General features: G+C 69.4%; 8 protein-coding genes. 6 read left to right on the top strand and 2 right to left on the bottom strand.

From position 1 onward, the window contains the following. Positions 1-11 precede the first annotated feature (11 nt). Both HYV14_13580 and HYV14_13575 read left to right on the top strand, forming a co-directional pair. Complete coding sequence (locus HYV14_13580) at positions 12-1,733, top strand: sigma-70 family RNA polymerase sigma factor (protein ID MBI2387018.1); 1,722 nt, start codon at positions 12-14, stop codon at positions 1,731-1,733. Position 1,734: 1 nt separating this feature from the next. After that, complete coding sequence (locus tag HYV14_13575; protein ID MBI2387017.1) at positions 1,735-2,028, top strand: hypothetical protein; 294 nt, start codon at positions 1,735-1,737, stop codon at positions 2,026-2,028. A 9-nt stretch (positions 2,029-2,037) separates the two neighbouring features. On the opposite strand, the gene HYV14_13570 is transcribed toward HYV14_13575, so the two are convergent. Together HYV14_13570 and HYV14_13565 are read right to left on the bottom strand one after the other, a co-directional pair. Beyond that, a complete protein-coding gene (locus tag HYV14_13570; protein MBI2387016.1) occupies positions 2,038-2,433 on the bottom strand; it encodes a response regulator in 396 nt (131 codons plus the stop codon). A 3-nt stretch (positions 2,434-2,436) separates the two neighbouring features. Beyond that, entirely contained in the window at positions 2,437-3,111 is a 675-nt protein-coding gene (locus tag HYV14_13565) for a hypothetical protein (GenBank protein MBI2387015.1), read from the bottom strand. Between the two features lie 93 nt (positions 3,112-3,204). On the opposite strand from HYV14_13565, the gene HYV14_13560 reads away from it, so the two are divergent. The 4 genes from HYV14_13560 to HYV14_13545 all read left to right on the top strand — a co-directional run bounded on the left by HYV14_13560 (position 3,205) and on the right by HYV14_13545 (position 24,541). Next, on the top strand, positions 3,205-4,758 hold the full coding sequence (locus tag HYV14_13560; protein ID MBI2387014.1) for a FecR domain-containing protein: 1,554 nt from the start codon (positions 3,205-3,207) through the stop codon (positions 4,756-4,758). 10 nt (positions 4,759-4,768) lie between these two features. Next, entirely contained in the window at positions 4,769-6,013 is a 1,245-nt protein-coding gene (locus tag HYV14_13555; protein MBI2387013.1) for a hypothetical protein, read from the top strand. A 106-nt stretch (positions 6,014-6,119) separates the two neighbouring features. Further along, the gene (locus HYV14_13550) at positions 6,120-23,573 is read left to right on the top strand and encodes a hypothetical protein (protein ID MBI2387012.1); all 17,454 of its coding nucleotides are present in this window, start codon (positions 6,120-6,122) and stop codon (positions 23,571-23,573) included. Beyond that, positions 23,570-24,541 carry a PorV/PorQ family protein gene (locus tag HYV14_13545; protein MBI2387011.1) on the top strand — a complete coding sequence of 324 codons (972 nt, stop codon included), beginning with the start codon at positions 23,570-23,572 and terminating at the stop codon, positions 24,539-24,541. The genes HYV14_13550 and HYV14_13545 overlap by 4 nt, the downstream gene beginning before the upstream one ends.

Raw genomic sequence — 24,541 nt, 5'->3', positions numbered from 1 at the left:
TAAGGAGAGACATGGCGATTCAGACGAGTCAGGCGATGAAGAACTTGATCGGCCTCGGGAAGGAGCACGGCTACCTGACCCTTGAGGAGATCAGCCGCACCGTGTCGGCGGCCAACATGAAGTCGGAGGAGATGGACGAGCTCATGACGGCGCTCGAGGATCTCGGCATCGAGGTCGTCGACCGCAAGAAGCCGGCCGCCGCCGCCGCGCCCGAGCGCGGCCGCGAGCGCTTCTCCGAGGACTGGGGCGGCAGCTCCGACATCTCCAACTCGATCCGCATGTACCTCTCCGAGATGGGCCGCGTGCCCCTGCTCAACCGCGAGGAAGAGGTCACCTTGGCCCGCAACGTCCGGGAGCGCGAGAAGGAGCTCCGCATGCTCGTCCTCGAGTCCCCCGTCACGATGCGCGAGATCCGCTCGTGGGAGACCTTGATCGAGGCGCAGGAGATGACGCCGAAGGAGCTGATGCCCCGCGGCCGCAAGACCAACGCCGAGCTCTCCGGCATGCGCCGCAAGATGAAGTCCGTCGCGCAGTTTATCACGAAGGCCGAGAAGCAGATGGCTGCGCTGCGCCAGAAGCTCCTGCCGCAGAACCTGAAGCCGCAGCGCAGGATCAAGCTGCAGAAGAAGATCGAACAGATCAACAAGCTCGTCATCGCGCGCATCCTGAACCTCAACCTGAACCAGGACAAGATCAAGCGCCTGACGAACAAGATCAAGAACCTCGCGGGCAAGATCGAGGAGTGCCGCGACGAGATGGAGCGCTACCAGCGGCGCTACGGCTGCTCGCACGAGGAGCTGAAGTCGTACTTCGCCGCGCTCAAGAAGGGCAAGATGCGCCCCGAGGCGTTCCGCGCCAAGACCGGCTACGCCCCGACCGCCGTCGAGGCCGCGATGGAGAACATGGAGGTGGTCGTCGACCGCATCGACCGCATCCAGAACACGCTGCCGATCCCGATCGACCGCTTCCTCGAGCTCAACGACAAGATCATCCGCCTCGAGGACACCATCCTCGAGGACAAGCTCAAGCTGATCAAGGCCAACCTGCGCCTCGTCGTCTCGATCGCGAAGAAGCACGTCAACTCGAACCTGGAGCTCTCGGACCTCATCCAGGAAGGCGGCTTGGGCCTCATGAAGGCCGTCGAGAAGTTCGAGTACAAGCGCGGCTTCAAGTTCTCGACCTACGCGACGTGGTGGATCCGCCAGTCGATCAACCGCGCGATCGCCGACCAGGCGCGCACGATCCGCATCCCGGTCCACATGAAGGAGCTGATCAGCAAGCTCACGAAGGTGACCCGGCGCTACCGCCAGGAGTTCGGCCGCGAGCCTTCCCTCGAGGAGTACACGCGCTCCCTGCATATCAGCATGGACAAGGTGAAGAACGTCCTGAAGATCATGCAGGAGCCCGTCTCGCTCGCCACGCCGATCGGCGAGGACGAGGATTCCTACCTGGAGGACTTCATCGAGGACAAGACGACGGCCGCGCCGTCGAACACGGCGTCCTCCTTCCTGCGCAAGACCGAGATCGAGAAGGTGCTCTCCTCGCTGACCGACCGCGAGGCGAAGATCATCAAGCTGCGCTTCGGCATCGACTCCGGCTACCCGCGCACGCTCGAGGAGGTGGGCCGCATCTTCCGCGTCACCCGCGAGCGCGTCCGCCAGATCGAGGCCAAGGCCATCCGCAAGCTGCGCCACCCCTCGCGCAGCAAGGGCCTGCGGGACTACCTCGATTAGCATGCGCCGCCGTCAGCACCGCCATCCCGCCCTGGAAGCCGCGGTCTTCGCGGCGGCTCTCCTGCTGGCCGCCTTCGTCGGGCGGGAGTTGTGGCTCCGGCGCGCGGCGGCGCCGTCCCCGGAGGCGCCTTCGGCGGCCGCGGAGCCCGCCGCGCTCAACCCCGACAAGCCGCCGCTGCCCTCGATGACCTCTCCCGGGCGGACCGAGACCGCGGTGACCGCGGTGCCGTCCATCAAGCTCTCGCGCGTGCAGCGCCGCAAGCCCAAGCCGGCCGCGGTCCCCGCCCCGAGGTAAGGCGGCGCGCTACGCGCCGGGCTTGGGCGCCACGGCGCGCGCGACGGCCTCGCGCAGGCCGGCCGGAGTGAAGGGCTTCTGGAAGAAGCCGGCGACCTGAGGCATCGCCTCGAAGAGGGGGCGCATGTCGCCCTTGGCCGTGACGACGAGGATCGGGACCTTGCCGGCGCGGGGATGTTCGCGCAGCGCCGCCGCCACGCCGAAGCCGTCGAGGACCGGCATCATCACGTCGAGCAGGATGAGGTCCGGAAGCTCCGCGGACGCGTCGTCGGGGGCGACTCCGAGCTTGGCGAGCGCCTCGCCCCCGTGGGAGGCGTCGGCGACCGTGTGGCCGACCTTCTCCAGCACCGCGCGCATGAGCAGGACGAGGGTGGGTTCGTCGTCGACGATCAGCAGCTTGGCCATGGCCTATCTTTGCGGCCGCAGGAGGTCGCGCAGGTAGTCGGCGGCGATGTCCTTCGCCCCGAGGCCGAGCGCGATCGCGACGGCGAGGCCGATCGAGCCGATGAAGATCTGCACCGTCGGGATGAGGATCTGCGGGCGCACGCCGAGCTGCTCCAGGGCGATGACCCCGGAGGCGCCGATGGCGACGGCCTGCGCGGCGACCGCGACGAAGGACCCGCCGCGGATCGAGTTGGCCGACGCCGCGTTGCGCAGGATGTGCGCCAGCAGGCGGCCGAACAGCAGGCCTCCGAAGAGGATGAGCACGGCGGCGATCAGCGAGGGGAGCACCCCCACGAAGCGCTCGAGGAGCTCGGACACGACGGTCATGTTCACGGCGTTGGCCGCGGACACGATGAACAGGAAGAGGATGAACCAGTGCGCGACCCAGGCGAGCACGAAGGTCGGGGACTTGCCGAGGCCGAGGCGGGACAGCACCTCGTTGATGCCGACCTTGCAGGTGTGGTCGTCGAGGCGGAGCTTGCCGAAGGACGCCTCGATCAAGGTCCGGACGGCGCGGGCCAGGAACATCCCGACCAGCAATAAGAGGAGGGCGGCCGCGAGGGTCGGGATGGCGCCGGCGAACCGGTCATAGGCGCCCAGGAACGGGTCGACGAACAGGCGGACGAGGTTCTGTCCCATGAGGCGATTCTAGCATGTTCCTCCATATTGGTTTCTTGTGACCGAAACAGCGTTGACAGGTGACGAGCCCCAGGCTATACTTGGCTAACTTACATGAGCCTTGAATTCCAGCAGGCCGAGCCAAGGAATTCACGGACCGGGAGACGCGCGGCGTTCGCCGCCGTCCTTCTGGCCGCCTTCTTCCGCGCGGCCGGCGCCGGGGCGGTCTCCATCACCTCCGCGGACGGCAAGGTCCTCTTCCTGAAATCAGGCTCCTACACCTGGGCCCAGGTGTCGAGCGGCCAGGTGCTCGCCCCCGGCGACCAGCTCAAGACGGCCGGCGGCGCGCGCGCGACGGTGACGTTCGACGACGCCTCCCGCGTCGACCTCAGCCCCGGCTCGTCGTTCACCCTCAAGGAAGCTTCGCCCGAGGCCAGCGGGATGGAGCTCAAGCTCGGGTCGCTGAAGGCGTGGATCTCCAAGAGCCTCAACCGCCGCTTCCAGGTCCGCACCCCGACCGCCGTCTGCTCCGTCCGCGGCACCGAGTTCGGCGTGGACGTCGACGGGTCCGGCGACACGCGCGTGCAGATGTTCGGCGGCCTGCTCGCCGTGGCCGACAAGGCCGGCAACGAGGTGCTCATCAAGGACCGGGACAGCGTCAGCGTCACGAGCGAGGGGCTCGGGCGCGTGACCGACGCCGGGACGCGCGAGGAGCGCGGCGACTCCGAGGCCCGCCAGGCCGCCAAACGCGAGGTGGACCTGCGCATGAGCAAGGAGGAGGTCCAGGCCGCGGCCGCCGAGGAGAGCAAGCTCTCGGAGTTCCAGGAAGGCAAGGCGATCATCGACGTCAACGGCAACCGGGTCCGCATCGAGGAGTACATCGTGCGCCCCGCCGCCGACCAGTTCAAGCTCGTGGTGCTCAACGAGCGCGACACCCGCTTCGACTACTTCTTCTATCAAGGAACCTTCAACCAGGCGCTGCCGACGGACATGTCCGTCGCCCTCCGCCAGATCACGGGCTGCCTCGACGCGGCGTGCTCCTACTTCCTGACCTCCTACCGGACCGGGCGCTCGAACACCCAGGACAGCATGCTCGAGGTCGCCAGCGGCGGGCACCAGGTCGATATCAACAACAACGCTGTCGGCGCGGTGGACGACGTCGCCGCGGCCTACGATCCCGCGACCGCCACCTTCATTCCCCTGGCGACGGGCCGGTCGTTCTACCAGACGCTCTTCGACAACTACAACCTCACCTTCAACGGCGTGAGCCACCAGAGCTGGGCCGGCGTGAACATCCAGAACATGGAGAACGGGCAGGCGCTCGCGCCCGTCTTCACGAACGTGACCACCGTGCAGAATGCCCCTGGCTGCGCGCCGCCGGACTGCACCTACAACGAGATCGGGGAAGGCGTTTTCCATGACGTCGTTTACGCGGCCAACGGCGACGGAAGCGTCTGGGAGAAGTACGACAGCTACGTCATCAATGACCTCGGCAAGATCGCCAAGGCGAGCGACTTCGCCGCGACCAGCTTCGGCGGCCAGTCGTTCAAGCAGACCTTGCTGGGCTGGAATTTCCAGACCATCGTGACGGCCTCCGAGTTCGGCGGCCGCAAGATCGACCTCGTCGTCGAACCCAAGATCTTCATCCAATCCGGCTTGATCCCGTGATCGTGCATTCGTGATAAAACCCCTCTTCTCCTGCGTGGTACTGCTCGCCGCCGCCCTCCCCGCTTCCGCGGTCGAGTGGACGCCCGTGCTCAACGGGTCGGTGTCGGGCGGCCAGTACTTCTTCCAGGGCCAGCGGGGGAACCTGGGCGGCAACGCCGCCCTCACCGCGGCGGGGCTCGTCAAGCTGAGCGAGCGCTGGAGCCTCCTGCCGATGTACAACGGCTCGTATCGCGGGACCAAGGGCGTCGACGACGGCGTCGCCTCCGGGACCTTGTTCCAGCAGCAGATGGACCATACGGTGTCGATGACCGGGATCCGCAAGCTCGAGGAATCGACCTGGCGCGTGAAGCCCTCCGCCGGCTACAAGCGGGAGTTCCTCAAGGAGACGCGCGACGAATCCTGGGGCCGCGGCCTCTTCGACTACGAGAAGATCTCGGCCGGCGTCGAGTTCGAGAACATGTATAAGGAACCGTTCTCCCTGCGGGCGGGCCTCGACGCGTTCCGGGTGCGCTTCCCGAGCTACGAGTCGCTGGAGTCGCGCTCGGGCACGGACCCGTTCGGCAACCCGCTCGGCCGCGAGCTGGCCTCGAAGCACGTGCTGGACACCTACAACTGGCAGGCCTCCGTGTCCGGGACCCGCCCCTGGCCCTTCGAGGAGCCCAAGTATGTGCTCTCGGGCTCGTACTCGCTCCTTTATAAGGACTTCCTGGATCAGCGCATCGTGCAGACCGATGGCCAGTTCCAGGATACCGGCCGCAAGGATTTCCTGCAGTCCTTGGGCGGCTCGATCATGCGGCCGATCCCGATGCGCGTGTTCGACGGCGACGGGCGCCTCGATCTGAGCATGGCCATGAGCTTCTCCTACAACCGCTCGAACCAGAACACCTTCGACGCGACCTTCGCCCGCTTCCTCGGCGACTCGTACAGCTACTGGACCTTCGGCGCGGGGCCCGCGGCGGTCCTCTCGTGGGGGGACAAGAAGGCTCCGGCGTGGACCTCCGCCTCCTTCCGCTGGAACCGGCAGAGCTATCTCGGCCGCCTCGTCCAGGACGAGGTCGGCGCGTACGGCTCGGCGAAGCAGAAGCACGACCGCTACACCTTCTCGCTGGGCTACGGCTATCCACTCGCGCCCAAGCTGACGCTGACCTTCCGCACCAACATCCTGTGGGCCGCGTCGAACCACAAATATCAGAAGAACTACGCGTACGCGTACCGCGCGATGAACTATCTCATCGGAGTGGCGTACGAATACTAGATGTCGGGAACAGCTTCGCAATGTGACGGATATCACCTGGCAACATCCTTAATAAGGGTATATACTCAGCGTTAGCCGACGTGCCGCATCACGGAACACCGAGACCGTGACCACCGAGAACCGCCGTATTCCGTTCGAGCCGCGCGCCGTCCTCGCAGCCCTAGGGCTGGCGTTGGCGCTTTTGCCGTCGGCTGCGAACGCCGGCCTCCTCCCTCGCCTCAGCAGCACCACGCACACGGCCGGCCTCGACGACGTCGCCCTCGCCGTGGCGCGCGACGGCAACGGCAGCCTCTTCGCGGTCGGCTACTCGAGCGCCACCGGCCAGGGCAAGAACATCTGGGTCAGCCGCTGGAACGAGTCGAGCCTCACGCTCGTCTCCAGCATGACCTTCAACGGCACGGCCAACGGCAACGACACGGCGCAGGCCGTGGCGGTGCAGCCCTCGGGCGAGGTCTTCGTGATGGGCGTCTCGTCGAAGGCCGGCCAGGGGCCCAGCCTCTGGATGGGCAAGTTCACGAACTCCCTGGCGTTCGTCAGCAGCAACACCTTCCCGATCTCGATCAACCCGGGGATCGTCTACAAGAAAGGCCTCATCGTCGCCCCCGGCGGCGGCAACCTCTTCCTCGCCGCCGACACGACGATCGCCGGCCCCGGCGAGAACCGGATACTCCTCGCCGAGGTGTCGCCGAGCCTCGCCATCGTGTCGAGCACGACCTTCTTCAGCGGCTTCAACAGCAACTTCGGCTTCGCCGTGGCCCACGACGGCGCCAACCTCTTCGTCGCCGGCTCCGTCGCCCCCGCGGCGCTGACCTCGAACAACACCTTCGTCGGGAAGTTCGGCTCCTCCCTCGTCTTCATCGCGAGCGCGACCGTGGCGGGGGCGGGCGGGAACAGCGACGAGCTGCGCGACGTCGCGATCGGCTCCGACGGCAACGTGTACGTCGCGGGCTACATGAACAACGCCGGCGTCGTCGCCGACCTGTACGTCGCCCGTTACAGCCCGAGCCTCGCCTTCCTCAACTCGACGTCCCTCCCCGGCCCTGGGACCACCAACGCCCACGCGAACGCCCTCGCCCTGACGAACGACCGCGTCTACGTCGCGGGGAACATGCAGGCGGCCGGGCAGGGGAACAACGCCTGGCTCGGGGAGTTCGACTACAGTCTGACGCTCCGCTCGAGCTCGACGCTCAACTCGGGCGGGACGAACTTCGACGAGCTGTGGGGTGTGACGCTCGACCAGTCTAACCGGAAAGCCTACGCGGTCGGCACCGTGACCGATCCGACGCCGAAGGCGTTGATCGCCAAGTACAAGATGCCGGGCCCGGGCAACGAGTTCCTCGCGACGGTCGTCTCGACCGCGCCCGCGTCCGTCGACGGGACGAGCCTGGACGTGCCCGTGCTTTACGCCGACCTGATCGGATATCCGAGCCCCGCCGGCCTCGGGACCTTCACGCTGAACCTGTTCGGCGACGTCCCGTCGAGCCTGTTCACGGCGGCGATGTGGCGCGACAACGGCGACGGCTCCTTCAGCCCGGCGAGCGACGTCTTCGTCGCCTCGGTCACGTTCCAGCCCCCGGGCGGCGGCCTGCCGGCGCGCGCGATGCTCAACGCCTCGGGCGAGCCGGCCGTCGTCTCCGCGCGCTACCATTTCGCGGTCCACTTCAACGGCGTGCCGTCGGGCCGGAAGGTGCAGTTCGGCTTCCAGCTGGGGGCCGATTTCGGCGCGTCGCCCAACGATCTGGCGCTGCCCGCCCTCTCGGACCAGATCCTGGTGCGCCAGCGGCTGTTCGCGAACCCGAGCAACGGCGTCTTCAACTATCCCGCGCCGTCGGCCGGCGCCGCCAACAGCGGCGGCCTCGACACCGGGATCTTCGTCCAGGTCGGCCAGCGCGTCCACGGCGAGATCGAAGCCGGCGACACGTGGAACGTCCCGGGGGCCGTGTCCGCCGACGGCTCGGCTCCGACCGGCGGCCTCAACGCCGGCTTCAACCGAGGTCTTCTCGTCGGGCGCATCGGCTCGGGGGCGTGGTTCCCGATGGGCCAGTCGTCGACCATCACCGCGACCTCGGCCGGCTCCCTGTACGTCGCTCCCAACGACACGGATTACACCGACAATTCCGGCTACGTCCGTGCTTCGTTCGAAGTCCTGCCGTCCACGATCTCGAAGCGCTGGCTCGGCGGCACCTTGGGCTTCGAGACCAGCGCCGACATCAATCAGAACTGGGTCGGCGGCCGGCCGTCCTACGGCGAGAACGTGGCGTTCGACTCGAGCGCCTACGACTGCGACTGGAACCTGTCCAACGTGTCCCTGGCCTCTCTGTCCGTCTCGACGGCTTATGCGGGGACGATCCGCCTGATCCAGCCGCCGTACCAGAACAGCAACCGGCTGACGGTGGACGGCGACGCGGAGATCCGGGGCGGCCTGTTCAGCGTCGGCAAGGCCTCGTTCTCGCAGACGAACTCCTTCGCGGTGAAGGGCAGGCTCGTCGTGCGCGACACCGCGACGATCGACCTGAGCGACGGCCGGCTCGAGCTCGGCGTCGGCGCGGAGGTCCGCGCGGGCGCGCTCCTTCGGGCCTCCGGCACGTCCTCGATCTGGAGGATGATCCCCTCTCAGGCCTGGTACCTCCGCGTCGATCAGGCCACGGTCAACGTGACCGCGACGTCGATCAGCCTCGACGGCGTCGACTTCGTCGACTTCATCAACGCCACCGTCCTCTCCTTCGACAACGCGAGCATCACCACGAACCTCACGTCGACCTCTCCGTACGTGCGGTTCACGGCGTCGTCCCCCGTCGCCTATACTTTCAACAAGTGGGATTCCGGCTCGTCTTCCCGCAACCCCGGCGTCAACGCCGCGGGCGTCGTCGCGGGCTCGACCATCGTCTTCAACGACTCCGTCGGGATCGCCGGCACCAGCTTCGGCTCGACGAAGACTCAGGACCCGAACGGCGTCGTGCGCTGGCTGCCCGACGGCGGCGGCGCCCCCGGCTCGATCGGCGGCACTTTGTCCGGACCCGCCGGAAGCTACATGGTCATGGCCTCGACCTCGCCGAACGGGCCGTCCAGCACCGGTCTCGGCGGCGGAGGCTCCACCACCGTGAGCCCCGGCGGCTACTCGGTCCTCAGCCTGCGCGCGCCCGGCACCTATTACCTGTTCGCCTACCAGGAAAGCGGCGGCAACCGGATCCCCTTCACGCCGGCCGGCGGCTTCGGCCACCCGGGCAATATGATCTCCGAGCCGGTGTTCATCCCCAGCGGCGGCACGCCGGGCGGCATCAACATCACCGTCGAAGACTGGGGCGAGATCGGCGGTTCCTTTAATAATCAGTCGAACCAGGCCGGACCGGCGCTCGTCGAGACCTGGGTCGGGCAGCCGAATCTGTCGGCCAGCACGCGCCAGGCGCGCGGCCTGGCCAATCCCGGCTACGCGATCCTGACGAAGGCGACGTCCCCGGTCACCGTGTTCGCCTTCATCGACGCGAACGGCAGCGGGGCCTGGGACGTGTTCGAGGCGTCGACCTCGGTCACCGGCGTCAACGTGAACCCGGTCTCCCAGACCTTCGTCGGCAACTTCGGCATCTTCGGCGGCGACGCGGCGCCCGGCGGCTCGGTGACGCTCGCCACTTCGGCCGTCCACCGCGGCGCGGTCGGCTCGTCGGGCGTCAACGCGATGATCCGCGCGCGCCTGACGGCGTCCGGCGGCTCGGCTCAGCTCTCCGCGCTGCGCCTGACCTACCAGGGCGGACCGCTCCCGAACCCCGGCTCGTCCTTCAGCGTGTGGGCGGACGACGGCGACGGGCTCTTCAACATGATGTACGACCTGCAGCGCGGGTACGCTCCGATCTTCACTCTCGGCCCGAGCACGTACACGGTCAGCTTCTGGCAGCCGGCGTTCCTGCCCTCCGGCGCCTCCAAGGACTTCTTCATCGCGCTCGACTTGGGCGGCAGCGCGCTTCCTCCGGGCTCCACCGCCGGCATCCTGATCGAGTCGGCCACGAGCTTCACCCTCTCGATCGGGACCTTCTCGGTCACCCCGAACTTCCCGGTGCAGACCGGGGCCCTGCCGATCATGTCCTTGGTCCGCGCCAACGAGACGGCGACTCCCGACCTGCAGGGCGGCGCGGGGACGGGCTCCTACTTCTTCCCCGGCCAGATGATCTCGGTGATCTCGACCGGCTCCTGGCGCACCGGCCCGTCCGACTCGGCGACGGGTCCCGGCGGCGCGCCCGGCACGACGGGCCTCAACACCGTCCTTCCCTCGGCCAACCTCGGCGAGCTGATCGGCCGGACCCAGGCGGGCGCGAGCTACTCCTCGCCGTGGGTCCGCATCGGCGCCTCGAGCGCTCCCTTCCCGTCGCCCGGCGACGGCGAGCTGCGCCTGGCGATGAACGACTTCGTCGGGGCCTACTCCGACAACTCGGGTGAGGTCTTGGCCGGCTTCACCGCCTCGGGCTCCAGCGTCGGCGCGATCTCCGGCCAGGTGTTCTACTCGACCCCGGTCGCCGGCACGCTCACCGTCACGGCGCGGCTCAACGGCACTACGCCGAAGAACTCGACGAGCTTCGGCGTCGCGGCCTCCTCGTCCTATCCGTTCTGGATCAACAGCCTGCCCCCGGGCGAGTACGATCTCGCGGTCGCGCACGGCTCGAACTCCAATTTCGGCGTGAGCGTCCAGAAGGTCCAGGTCCAGGCGGGCGCGACCTCCTACCTGGACGCGACGATGTACCAGAGCTCGGGCGGCATCAGCGGCTCGATCGTCTACGGAGGAGTGCTCGGCCAGGGCAACTTCAGCGTCGGCGTGGCCACGGTCACCGACTTCACCGGCCGGGTCGAGTTCTTCGGCGGCACCCAGCTGGCCGCGGCGGGCCCCTTCTCGTTCGTCGGCCTGCCCTCCCCGGCCACCTATTACCTCGTCGCCTATCGCGACGGGGACTGGAACGGCAAGCCCAGCGGTCCCGAGCCCCTCGGCTATTACGGATCCGCCGGCGGCGGCCTCAGCACCTTGCCCGCGTTCCTTGCTCCGATCTACGTGCCCAGCTCCGGAACCGTCTCGGGCATCAACGTGACCCTTCAGGACATGGGCTCCATCGAGGGCTCGGTGACCCTCCAGGGGGGCGCGACCGGCACCATCGTCGTCGAGACCGGGCGCGGCGTGCCCGGCTCGCCCGGCTACGAGACCGAGAACCGCGTCATCGTCCCGATTTTCGGCGTCGTCCCGCCCGCCGGACTCCCTTATACCCTCCATCTGCTGCGTCCGGCCACCGGCTACAGCGTGTTCGCTTTCCTCGACAAGAACTTCGACGGTCAGCCCTCCGCCGGCGAGGAGCAGATGACGGCGCTGTCCACCGTCTCGGTGCCCTCAGGCGGGCGCGCCCGCTTCGACTTCGCGCTGAACGTCCTGGCGCCCCCGGCGGCGCCCGCCTCGTTCCAGGCGGCCGCCTCGGCGCCCTCGGTGCGCTTCGACTGGAACCTGGTCCCCGGCGCGGCCGGCTATCAGCTGCGCCGCGCGGACAGCTCCGTGTTCACCTCGCTCGGCGCGTCCGTCAGCTACTACATCGACGCCCTGCCGGCCAACACCTCCTCGCAGATCCGTTCGATCACCGCGTTCAACGGCAACGGCACCTCGGCGGCGGCCGCGCTGTCCCAGGCCGTCTATACGCTGGCGGCGATCCCCGGCAACCCGGTCCCGGACCCGGTCGGAGCGACGAGCGCCGTCGTCTCCTGGAGCGGGGCGAACCCCGCGGGCACGGTGTACGAGCTGACGCGCTCGACCGTGATCGCCGGCGCGTCGGCGCGCGTGTACCTCGGCTCCGGGACCTCGGTGTCCGGCCCGCTGGCCCCGGCCTCGACCTATTTCTGGACCGTCCGCGCGCTCGACGGCAACGGCCTGTTCTCCGCCTTCAGCGGCGCCGGCTCGACGGTGACCTTGCCGGCGACCGGCCCGTCGCTGTCCGGCGGCCTCTACTACGGCGGCGCCCAGACCGCGGGCGGCCGCGGCTTCGTCATCGAGGCCTCGACGAGCCTCGCGACCTTCTACCCGCGCGCGTCTTCGGCGGCCCTGCCCGGCGCCCTGCAGCAGCCCTGGTACCTGCCCGTGCCCGCGGGCACGTATTTCGTGCGCGCGTTCGTCGATCTCGACGGCAACGGCGCCCTCCAGCCGGGCGCCGATCGCGGCGTCGTCGGGTCGAGCGTCGTGGCCGGCTCCCCGGTGACCGGGGTGAGCTTCGCCGTGTCCGTCGACACCGTGCCTCCAGGCCCGCCCGCCGGCGTCGTCGCGGTCCCCGGCTTCAACAAGATCACGCTGACGTGGGTGCCGCCGACGAAGAACGCCAACGGGACGAACCTCATCGACTTGGCCGGCTACGCGGTGTTCCGGGCCACGTCCCCGACCGCGCCGTTCGCGTCCCTGACCCCGGCGCTGCTGTCCACGGGCACGGCCTCGTTCGTCGACGGCCTTCCGATCCCCGGCATCCCCAACATCTACGTCGTGCGCGCCCGCGACATCGGCGGCAACTCGTCGGCGCCCTCCGGCGCGGTGTCGGCCGCGCCCTCGTCGGGCGGCTCCATCTCCGGCCAGATCCGCAGCTTCAGCGCGGCGGCGGCCGGCCAGTACCGGGTGCGCCTGAGCCTCTCTCCGTCTCCCTCCGCGCCGAGCGTGGCCGAGGCCGCGGTGTCGAGCTACACCTTCACGGGCCTGGCCGACCGGACCTACTACCTGCGCGCCTTCCGCGACGTCAACGGCAACGGCGTCGAAGACCCCCTGACCGAGCCCGCCGGCACCTTCGGCGGACTCAACCAGCCTTTCCCGATCGCGATCATCAACGGCAACGCGGTGTCCGGCGCCGACGCGACGATCTGCGACCGCTCGCCCTTGGCCCCGCCGTCCGTCGCCGGCAGCCTGAGCGCGGCCGGCTGCCCGGCTCTCGACAAGGGCCCCGGCTTCGTGACCAGCCTGTACGCGCTCTCGGTCGGCGGCGGAGTCGCGGGCTCGTTCGGCGTCGGCACCCAGGTCAACCTGGCCGTGTCCACCGAGACGCTGTTCGCGACCGACCTCATCCTCCTCGGGCCGGACGGCAACATCGTCGCCCGCGACAACCGCGTCGGCGGCGCCAACCTCTCCACGACCTTGAACGCGCCCGGCATCTACCTGGCCGAGCTGACCAGCTTCCAGTCCGGGGTGTTCGGCAGCTTCCGGCTCAACATGCGCCTCGAGGGCGGCTACGCCGGCGTCATCGGCGGCTCCGTGACCTACACCGGCGCCCGGACCGGACTGGTCTACGCCCAGCTGTACAACTCGCCGAGCGCGCAGTCGGTGCCGATCCTGACCTCGACCTCGAGCGCCGCCCTGCCGCTCTCCTACTCCTTCCCCGGGCTTCCCGACGGCGCCTACTACGTGCGCGGTTTCCGCGACTCCAACGGCAACGGCGTGCGCGACGCCGGCGATCCCTCGGGCCAGTACGGCGTCGCGGCCAGCTCGGCCCTGCCGGTCCAGGTCGCGGGCGGCCAGGCGGTCGGCGGCCCGTTCCACGTGGCGCTCGCCGACCCGGCGGTCGGCGTCGTCCGCGGCGCGGCGCTCTACGAGGGCACCGTCGGCGGGGCCCTGCGCGTCGAGGCCGGCCGGCCCGCCTGCCCGGGCTGCAGCTCGATCGGAGAGGTCGTCGTCTTCACCACCGTCGCCGCGGGCAGCGTCTACACCTTGCCGTTCGTGCCCGCCGCCACCGATTACGTGATCCGGGCCTTCGTCGACGCCAACGGCAACGGGCGCTCCGACGCGCTCGAGTCGTCGATCTCGACCTTCCCGATCACGGTGTTCGTCAACGCGACCTCGACGATCAGCCTGATCGTGCAGGACGGCGGCTTCGGCCAGGCCGGCGCGGCGGTCGTGGTCGGCACCGTGTCCTACTCGGGCACGGCCGCGGGCCCGGTCATCGTCGGCATCTCCCGCGACCCGCAGTTCCGCAGCGTCGACTACCTCCTGACTTTGCCGGCGACCGGCTACTTCGAGCGCTCCGGCCTGCTGGGCGACACGACGTACTACATGGCCGGCTTCATCGATTCGAACCTCAACAACAGTCCCGACGAGGCCCTCGGCGAGCCCGCGAACGCCGGCTCCCTGGCCTCCTACGGCGGGGCGGTCAGCTTCGACAACCCGCCCCAGATCTTCGTGGCCGCGACGGGCGCGACGGGGGTCAAGCTGAACCTCTCCGACCCGCCCAACGGCTCCGTCCAGGGCGTCGTGCGCTACGCCGGGTCCGCGTCGGCGTCGAACTTGATCGTGCAGGCGTATCCCGCGGCCGCGACGGCGGGCTTCTGGAAGCCGGCGACCCAGGTCATCCCCCGCGCGGTCGGCGTGAGCACCTACGCCTACACGCTGTCCTACCTCTCGGCCGAGAGCTATTACGTCAACGCCTTCGTCGACTCGAGCAACAACGGCTGGCACGACTTCGGCGAGCCGTTCGGCAGCCGGCCGCCCGTCGCCGTCTCGAGCGGCGCGAACGCCTTCCCGGTATACGGCGCGAACGTCGAGATATTCGACCCCGGCTCGCTCGGGCCGGCGCTGACCGCCGGCCGCATCCGCGGCGAGATGATCTATTTCGGGACCCAGGCCGGCCCGCTGTACGTCCGCTTCTTCAACAACCCCGACCGTCTCGGCGCGCCGGTCTACACCTTGCGCGTGCCGGCCACGGGCCTGCCGGCGGCCGGCTCCGGCGAGTTCGACTTCGACCGCCCGAACCTGCCTTTCGAGACCTATTACCTCGACGCCTTCCGCGACCCGAGCGACTCCGGCGTCTACAATCCCGCGGCCCACGCGTTCGGCAAGATCAACCAGGGCCAGGCGGTGATGCTCACGCAGGAGCGGCCGGACCGCTACGTTTTCGGCGGCACGATCTCCGACCCGGGCCAGGGCGGCAGCGTCAACGCCTTCACCGGCTCCTTCGCCGCGCCCGGGGGCGCCCGCTTCGACGGCGGCGCGACCGACCTCGGCGCGATCGTTCAAGTCGATTCCACGACTTCTTACGGGCCGCAGCCCATCGTGCTCGGCATCACCGCGCAGAACGGCGGCGTCGAGGGCTGGGGCGTGCGCTACAGCTCGACCGGCGTCCTGCTTTCCTCGGCGGTGGTCTCGACCGGAGACGATCTCACGATCGGCCAGTTCGCCATCGGTCCGGCCAGCATTTTCCTCCCCGGGCGCATCGAGACCCCCGGCACGAACAGCTCGACGGCGACGCTGACCGAGTACGATTCCGCCTTCGCTCCGCTGAATTACGTCGAGTACGCGAACTACCAGGGCCTGGACGGGGTGACGTACAACGGCGGCTACATCTACGCGGCCTCGCGCTACCTGCCGACCAACGAGGTCCGCGCCCTCAAGATCAACGCGGGGACCCTCGCCGTCCAGTTCAGCGGCGCGTTCTCCAACCCGGTCTCGTGCTCGGGGGTATGCTACACGCGCGTGCAGGGCTCGGTCCTGAGCCCGGACGCGCAGACCTTCGTCGTCTACGGGATCGTCAACCAGCAGGGCGACGAGGATCGCGGGCTGCACTTCCTGCTCAAGTTCGATACGGGGATGAACTTGATCTCCTCGAAGGACGTCACCTCCGTGGGGGCCCCCGCGAGCGGGGGCGTGAGCATGGCTCTCGACAACTCGGGCGCGCTGTACCTCGCGTTCTCGTCCGACGGCGACACGGCGCGAACCTACAAGTTCGACGTGTCGGGCGCGGCGATCGCGCAGACCGGCTCCGCGGCGTACGGCCCGATCAAGGTCCACTTCAGCGAGGGTCTGGGCAGCATCAAGCTCGATCCGGCCACCGGCCACTTGTTCGAGGTCTGGGAGAGCACGAGCGGAGCCGGGGACTACCTCCTGCTGCGTTACGACCAGTCGCTCAACCTCGTCGGGCAGCGCACCTTCGACGGCTTCGACAACGCTCACGAGGACACGGGCCTCAGCCTCGCGGTCTACAACTCGTCGACCGTGTTCCTGACCGGCGCCGTCGACAACGGCCAGAACCTCGACTGGGGCACCGTCCGCCTCAACGGCAACGCGAGCGGCGCCGCGAGCGGCGCGGGCTCGCCCGTCGCGATCACGACCGCCAACGCGGTCAACTTTATGAGCGGCGCGGCCACGTACGGCGGCACTCTCGTCACCTCCGGCACGGTGCGCATGAGCCTGACCCCGCTGTACGCCGACGTGCCGATCCGCTTCGCGACGGCGCCGTTCGGCGGCTCGTCGCCGTTCCTGTTCAACAACGTCCCGACCGGGGTCTACGACGTGCGCGCCTTCGTCGACCCGAACGGCAACTTCCGGCCGGACGAGGGCGAGCCGATCGGCGCCTCGACGCTGTACGGCATTCCTTTCACCGCGGGCTTCAGCAGCCAGACGCCGGCCATCCCCGTGCAGATGTGCGACCGCCGCCAGATCGCCTTCGGCGTGGACGTCGTCCAGTCCTTCGGCGCCTCGGACTGCACCTCCCCGGACCGCCCGGGCGCGCCTCGCCGCCTGTACACCTTCCGCGGCACCCGCGGCCAGCCGGTGACGATCGCGATGAAGGCGGTCGGCTTCTACGACTCGTACCTCGACCTGTACGGCCCCGACGGCGACTGGCTCGAGTACGACGACGACCGCGGCGGCGACGGGAACGCCTTGATCTCGAACTTCGTCCTGCCCGAGGACGGCGTGTACACGATCGACGCCGGCGCCTACGCCTCCGGCTCCTTCGGCCAGTTCAAGCTGTCCCTGTCGGGCTCGGCGGGCGCGCTCGGCGGCATCTCCGGCCGCGTCAACTACGCCGGCAGCCAGGGCGGCGCGGTCGTCGTCGGCCTGTTCGACTCGCCCGCGTTCTCGAGCAGCACCTCGGCCGGCGGCCTCGTCCTGACCAGCACGCGCGCCTTCGCCTTCAGCAACCTGGCCGTCGGCACGACTTATTACCTCGGCGCCTTCATCGACGTCAACGCCAACCAGGTCCCGGACGCGGGAGAGGACGGCGGCGTGTTCGGCCTCGAGGGCGTCCCCAACCCGATCTTCCTCGCGGCCGGCCAGATCGCCTCGGGCATCGAGATCGGGGTCGTGCCCTCCACCGCCGCGGCGGCCTCGGCGGCCTACGTGACGGGTGCGGCGACCTACGCGGGGACGCGCACCGGCTCGCTCGTGCTCGAGTTCTGGTCCAGCGCCTCGTTCACCGGCCACCCCGTGGCCAGCCGCGTCATCCCGACCGGCGTCGGCTCCTACGACGTCGCGGTCGCCGGCGGCCTGCCTTATTATGTCCGCGCCTTCATCGACGCCAACGGCGACTTCGCGCTGCAGCCCGACGAGCCTCGCGGCGTGTACGGCCCGGCCGGCCAGGGCGCCGAGCAGGTGTACGCCCCGGCCGGTCAGACCTTGGTGGGCATCGACCTGCTCCTCAAGGACCCCGGCCTGGCGGCCAGCGGCGCGATCTCCGGCGAAGGCACGGCGGTCCTGTCCTCCACCTTCGCCGTCTCCGGCCAGCAGGCGACGATCATCGTCACCTACACCGCCGGCGCCAACGGCATCTCCGGCGGCGCCACGGGCGGCCAGGTAGGCTTTACGGCGCCTCCCGGCTTCCCGTTCCCGTACAACTCGCCCGCCGGCTCGAGCGTCACCGTCACGAGCGCCTTCACGACCTTCGGCCCGGTCACCTACTCCGGTCCCTCGGCCTTCGTCAAGCTGACCGGCGCCGGCCTGGCCGCGGGCCAGACGCTGACGATGGTGTGGTCGAACGTCTACATGGCCTGCCAGGTCGGCGCCGCCACCGTCACGGTGTCCGCCCTGAAGACCACCGCCGTCGCGACGGACGTCCCGCAGCCGCTGCTGCTCGGCTCGCCCTCGCTCGCGGTCGTCGCCGGCCCGGCGCGCTTCGTGCAGCTCGACGAGCCCTACTTCTCGGTCAAGCAGGGGGAGTTGTCCGACGTCCGCCGCCTCGAGACCCGCGATCAGTGCGGCTCGCGCGCGTCCGTGACCGCGCCGCTGACCGTGGACCTGCGCTCGACGCGCTTCAACGGGACGAATTTCGTGCCCGACGCCGAGGTCGGCGTGACGACGAGCACCGTGCTCTCGACCGCCGCCGCGGTCGCCGTGAACTTCGCGGTCGGCGAGTCCTCGAAGGCCTTCTACGTGCTCGCCGCGTCCACCGGCTTCAAGAACCTCGAGCTGCACTACAACCTGATCTTCGACACGACCTTCTACTTCGGCGTCAGCGCGATGCCCGCCGACGCCCTGACCGCCGTGTCCGTGTCGACCGCGTCCAACGGCGTGGCCCTGTCGAGCGCGGCGATCGGCCTCGGGCTCAACGGCCAGCCGAACCAGGTCTTCCTGAACTTCACCCTCGGCGACCCGAACCAGCCCTGGCACGTGCTCGTCTCCTCGCTGCCGTTCAAGTCCGGCGAGACGCCCGCGGCGGTCTGGGAGCGCTGGGGCTACGGCCAGCCGAACAAGGGCGAGATCGCCTGGGACGGCCGCTACAGCCCCTGGATCAACGGCGGCGTGCGCGTGCCCAACGGCCTCTACTACGTCCGCGTCGAGGTCGGCGGCGGCGGCGGCGTCAAGGACGACACGATCCGCCTGAGCGTCGCCCTGCCCCAGTTCGCGGGCCGCGCCTTCGACCCCGGCACCGTCCCCAACCCGCCGCTGTCCGGCGTGAACCTTCGCGTGTACGGCCCGACCGGCTACTTCACGGCGACGACCCTCGCCGACGGCTCCTACGTGCTGCCCGGCCTGGGCGCCGGCGCCTACCGCATGAACGTCGGCCGCCCCGACTACGTCGACGGCGCGATCGACCTGACCTTGAACACCGCCGGCGCGGCGACCGCCTTCATCTCGCGCACCGCGGGCCTGCTCGTGTCCTCGAACGCGTCCGGCGGCCTGGACCTGTTCGTCAGCCGCGCGCCGCGCCTGATCGTGGTCCCGTCGCTCGACCCCTCGGTGGCCGCCGCGGTCACCGACCAGTGGGGCAGCCTGCAGATCCGCCCGTCCACCGCCGCCGCCCAGCAGGCGTCCACCATCTACGGCCCGATGCGGCTGAGAGGGGGGACGACGACCTTCGACGACGGCGGCCAGTGGGACTCGGCGACCCAGCAGTTCATCGCCAAGACCTTGCTCGGCTTCAACGTCCCGGTCGGCACCTACACCGTGCTCGCCGACCTGAGCGGCTACTCGCGCTCGACCGGCTCGGCGTACGTCGGCGCCGACGGCGCGCGCCTCGACTTGACGCCCTTCCTGCCGAAGGCCGTCATCACCGGCCAGGTCGGCCTCGGCGTCGGCAACCCCGCGCCCGCCCCGTACGGCCTCGGCGTCGGCATCAGCGCGGTCGCGCTGTCCACCGACATCGCCTCCTCGAGCCTCTCCGGCGGCACCTTCATCCCGGCCGGCTCCACCTACGCGGTGTACTCGATCTCCGGCTTCGACCCCGGCGGCTACATCCTGCGCGCCAACACGCAGGGCCTGAGCGCGGTGACGACCGGCCCGATCGTGGTGGCCGGCACGGCGACGATCACCGGCATGGACTTCCCGGACTTCGGCGCCGGCGCCTCGATCACGGGGACGATCACGGTCGCCGCGCCCAACGGCAGCCGCATCTGGGTCAACGCCTGGTCGCCCGGGTCCTTCAACTTCGGCTCGACGCAGGTCTACGTCAACGGCGGCGCCGCGGCCTACGCCCTGCCCGGCCTCGACGCGGGCGCGACCTACCAGCTCTACGCGAACGTCGACGCCGAGGGGGAGTACGAGGCCGTCGGCGGCTTCCCGCGTCTCGTCGTGCCGCCCGCGACCGACAACTTCACCCTCGCGGCGGCCTCCGGCGTGATCGACGGCCTGATCATGCTGCGCCCGGGCACGTCGGACTTCAACAACGTGACCTTGACCGTGCTCACCATCGCCTCCCTGCGCCCCGACGACGTCGGCCGCACGTTCACCGAGGTCGCGACCGCTTTGCCGAACTTCAGCTGCGGCGGCCTGCCCGCCTCGAACCCGTCCTCGTCGCCGGTCGCGGGCGCCTGCGTCGGGACCGTGTCCTCGGCGACCTTCCGCGTCACCGGCCTCAACACCCAGACGCTCGACGTCCGCTTCCTGCACAAGACGACCGGCCAGTCCTCGCGCCACCCGGTCTCCGCGGTCAACGGCTCGACCTTCTCCGTGGTCTCCGACCTGCGCGGCTCGACGTTCGCGATCTCGGGCTTCCTCGTCAACCAGATCACCGACACGCTCTTCAACACGAACGCGAAGATCCTCGCCAACGCCCCGTACGTCGCGCCGCAGAACTACCCGGCGGGCCTCTCCTCGACGACCGCGCGCGTGACCGCGGTGCGCCAGGAGATCGACTCCTACGGCGTCGCGATCTCGACGGTCTTCAACCCGATCAGCAGCCGCGTCGGCTTCCTCGACGCCTCGGGCGCCTTCACGATCCCGAACTGCCCGAACGGCGTCTACGTCGTGCGCACGACCGACCTGCGCTCGTGCTCGACCTGCGCGGTCATCGCGCCCTCGGTCGGCCGCACCGTCACGGTCTCCGGCGCCGACGTCTCCAGCGTCACCTTGACCGTCTCCAACGGCTACAACGTCTCCGGCACGATCTCCCTCGACGGCGGCCTGCTCGACGCCCGCGTCTTCGAGCTGCGCGTCCTCAACAAGCGCCAGGAGGTCGTGCGCTCGACCGTCGCCTACCTCGGCGACCTCAGCCTCGGCGCGATGTCGGGCTCGGTGGACTACGCCTTCACCAACCTCCCGGCCGGCGAGTTCTACACCCTCACCGTCCGCGGCCAGCTCTTCCCGATCAAGTACGTCGGCCGCCCGCTCAAGTTCCCGGACCCGGCGCTCTCCCCGAGCGGCCTGCAGTCGAACCTGACCGCCCAGAACGTGACGATGCAGCGCGCCGCCTACATCACCGGCCGCCTCAAGGACGGCGGCACGGGCGAGCTCATCTCCGCGTCCAACGCGGGCTGGCTCGCCCCGAACTTCGCGATCGCCGCGACCGCCAACCCGTGGACCGAGGGCGGCTACGTCGTCGCGCCGTCCTCCATCAACAACCGCCCGATCGAGGGCGACGGCTACTTCCGCGTCGGCCCGCTGGTGCCCGACGTCTCCTACGACCTGCGCCTGGCCCAGGCGACCTGGGACCCCAACTTCTTGGCCGCCGGCAGCCAGAACTACGCGCCCGTCACCATCTCCGGCCTCAAGCCGACCCCCGGCGAGATCCGCGACATCGGCATCGTCTCGCTCGGCCAGGGCCAGTCCATCACCGGCGTCGTGCGCTCGACGACCACCGGCCTGCCGCTGGCCAACATCAAGGTCACCGCCCGTCCGTCCTTCGGCTCCGAGGAAGACCTGGTCGTGCAGACCTTCTCCAACCAGCTGGGCGCCTACTCCCTGTGGGTGTCGAGCGCGGTCTCCAACCAGTACAACCTCGTCGCCGCGCCCCGCGACGGCAACCAGGCCAGCGACGGCTTGTACTACGGCAAGGTCGAGCTCACCAACCTGAACCTGCAGACCCAGACCAGCGCCAACTTCCTCCTCACCCCGCTCTCCGTCGTCGTCACCGGTCAGGTCGTCGTCGCCGACGCGGCGACCGGCGGCGCGCTCAGCTATCCGTTCGGCGACAAGCGCGGCTTCCCCGCCGCCGCCATCAACCTCCAGCCGGTCGGCGTCGTCCCGGAGAACCCGCTCGGCGACATCGAGGCGACGACGGTCGAGGGCGGCCTGTTCAGCATCCCCGGCCTCTCCACCGGCGTCTACAAGCTCCACGCGACCAGCCTCGGCTACGCGGTGTACAACGCCACCGTCTCGGTCATCGGCTCCTCCTTCTCCATCTTCACCGGCTCCAACACGGCGGTGAACCCGATCACGCTGACGCGCGGAGCGACCGCCACCGGCCGCATCCTCAAGTCCGACGGCACCTCGCCCAACTCGAGCGAGGTCGTCGGCGTCGCCGCCGCCAACTTCGGCGCGGGCGAGTTCGTCGTCGGCTCCGTCGAGACGGACGCCGTCGCCAAGACCGTCAACGCCTACACCATCTCCGGCTTCAAGCCCGGCATCTCGTACGACATCGTCCTGCTCTCCGGCTCCAACGGCCAGGAAGTCTCCTTCCCGGCCGAAGGCGCGGGCGTCGTCTTCACCGCCTCCGAGTCCACGACCACGAAGACCATCAACCTCACCTACAAGCCGGCCGCCCTGGACTGCCTCGGCACCGCCAAGGCCCTCGACGCCGCCCGCTCGCGCTTCCTCGTCCAGGTCGACTGCCTCAAGCCCCTGCGCCAGCAGACGGCCGCCGACGACGACCTGAGCACCATCCTGACGCTCTCCACCTTCACCGCCGCGGGCGCCGCCCTCGTCTCCCCGAACGGCACCGGCGTCCTCAACAACCCGTCGAACTCCACCAACCGCCGCCTCCTGACGGCGACCTACACGCTGGCGCCCCTCGAGACCCGCTTCTCGATCCGCATCCGCGCCTACGCGGCCGAGGTGGACCCGACCACCGGCGACAACTTCGCCATCGACAAGGTCTTCGACTTCTACGCCGGCCTCGACTCGTCCGCAGACGGCCGCGCCACCAACATCAACGGCGGCAAGGTCGGCATGAAGCCCTCCGCGCAGGACGAGCTGCTCGGCCTCGACGAGCGCTCGGGCATCGATCTGCCCCCCGGCGCCTTCGGCGAGGGGTCCGACAGCCTGGCCGACTCCGGCGTCGTCGCCAACCCGACCACCACGGTCAACGTCTCCATGACCAAGGGCCGCGACCAGGCCCTGGCCAAGGCCCTGAGCGTCGCCACCCTCGGCTACGCGCCCGCCGCCCTCCAGGTCGCCGACGTGCCGTCCGCCTTCCCGGCCGAGATGTGGGCCGCGATGTCCACCTACCGCACCCAGGCCTCCACCACCCAGATCGGCGGCGCCAACCCGATCTCCGCCTTCTACTCCATCTTCCTGCCCGCCGGCATCCGCCACCAGCTCAAGCAGCGCGCCGACCTGACGCTCTCCTACAACCTGGCCGCCTCCACCTCGACCACCGACGACAAGATCCAGGTCTACTTCTACAACGCCGTGCTGGGCCGCTTCGTCCCCGAGACGGTCAACCGCCGCCTCGACACGGTCAACAAGACGATCACCGTCTCCGTCGACCACTTCTCCACCTTCGTCGTCCTCGACTCGACGCCGGTCGCCACCTCCACCGTCTCCTTCGGCGGGGCCGACATCGCCGTCGCCAACTTCCCGAACCCGGCCGACTGCATCACGCACTCCAACATCGCCCGCAACTCCACCCTCTTCGGGTCGGGCGGCGTGCACGCGCCCTTCACCGGCACGATGATCCGCACCTCGATCCCGCTGTCCGGCACGCCGCAGGACCTGAAGATCAACATCTACACCGTCACCGGCGAGAAGATCCGCACCATCGAGCAGGGCCAGGTGCCCGCCGGCCAGACCTACTACACGCCGTGGAACTGCACGAACGATAACGGCCAGACCATCGCCAGCGGCGTCTACATCGGCGAGGCCATCCACGGCGGCCGCCGCAAGTTCTTCAAGATCGCCATCATCAAGGGGAGCGGCCTGTGATATATAGAAACAGCGCCATCCTGATGTTCATGCTCCTTGTGGGGGCGCTGCCCGCGTCGGCCGCCAAGTCGGGGGGGACCTCCGGCGCCCAGTTCCTCAAGCTTGGCTCCGGCGCCCGCGCCGGCGCCATGGCCGACGCCTTCACCGCCGTCGCCGACGACGCCTTCGCCGCCTACTACAACCCCGCCGGCCTGGCCCGCCTCAAGAGCCCGCAGCTCGGCGGCGCGCACTCCGCCCTCTTCCAGGGCGTCAGCTATCAGTCCCTCGCCTTCGTCATCCCGTTCGGCCGCTCCAACGGGCGCGAGCGCATCGAGACCGCCAACAACCGCCATGCCGTCGGCCTCTCCATCTACTACCTCGGAGTGGGCGACATCGAGCGCCGCACCGGCGACTCCACCTTGCCCGTCGGCACCTTCAACTCCGCCGACTCCGCCTACGCCGGGACCTACGCCTACGCCCCCAACGACAACCTGAGCCTCGGCTTCACCGGCAAGTACATCCATCAGTCCATCGACTCCTTCAGCGGCTCCGCGATGGCCGCCGACCTGGGCGTCCTCTACCGGGTCAATCCGCACACGGAAAAGCCGGTCAACCTCGCGCTTTCCATCCGAAACATCGGCAACCGCATCGGCTACGTCTCGAGCCAGACCGACCCGCTCCCGACCACGGTCGTCGTCGCCGGCGCCGCCGAGCTCACCAAGGGCCTCACCTTGGACCTCGACCTGGGCAAGGCCCGCGACTTCGACCTCTACGCCGCCTTCGGCATGGAGGGCCGCCGCAGCCTCACCGAGGGCGTGGGCGGGGCCCTGCGCTTCGGCTATACCTCCTCTCGCCGCGACAACGGCGGCCTGGCGGGCGTGACCGCCGGCGGCGGCCTTTCCTTCAACAAGGCCAACTTCGACTTCGCCTGGATCCCGTTCGGGTCTCTCGGCGACGCCTTCCGCTTCTCGCTCCTCGTCAAATTCTAG

It is taken from the genome of Elusimicrobiota bacterium (genome assembly GCA_016182905.1).
GTDB lineage: Bacteria > Elusimicrobiota > Elusimicrobia > UBA1565 > UBA9628 > GWA2-66-18.
The sequence above is the reverse complement of the archived record's forward strand: the minus strand, read 5'-3'. Positions and strand labels throughout refer to the sequence as shown.

Bases quoted from the DNA above. Each gene is read 5' to 3' on its own strand.
- HYV14_13560 (MBI2387014.1), top strand. From the start codon at position 3,205: ATGAGCCTTGAATTCCAGCAGGCCGAGCCAAGGAATTCACGGACCGGG.
- HYV14_13565 (MBI2387015.1), bottom strand. From the start codon at position 3,111: ATGGGACAGAACCTCGTCCGCCTGTTCGTCGACCCGTTCCTGGGCGCC.
- HYV14_13575 (MBI2387017.1), top strand. From the start codon at position 1,735: ATGCGCCGCCGTCAGCACCGCCATCCCGCCCTGGAAGCCGCGGTCTTC.
- HYV14_13570 (MBI2387016.1), bottom strand. From the start codon at position 2,433: ATGGCCAAGCTGCTGATCGTCGACGACGAACCCACCCTCGTCCTGCTC.
- HYV14_13580 (MBI2387018.1), top strand. From the start codon at position 12: ATGGCGATTCAGACGAGTCAGGCGATGAAGAACTTGATCGGCCTCGGG.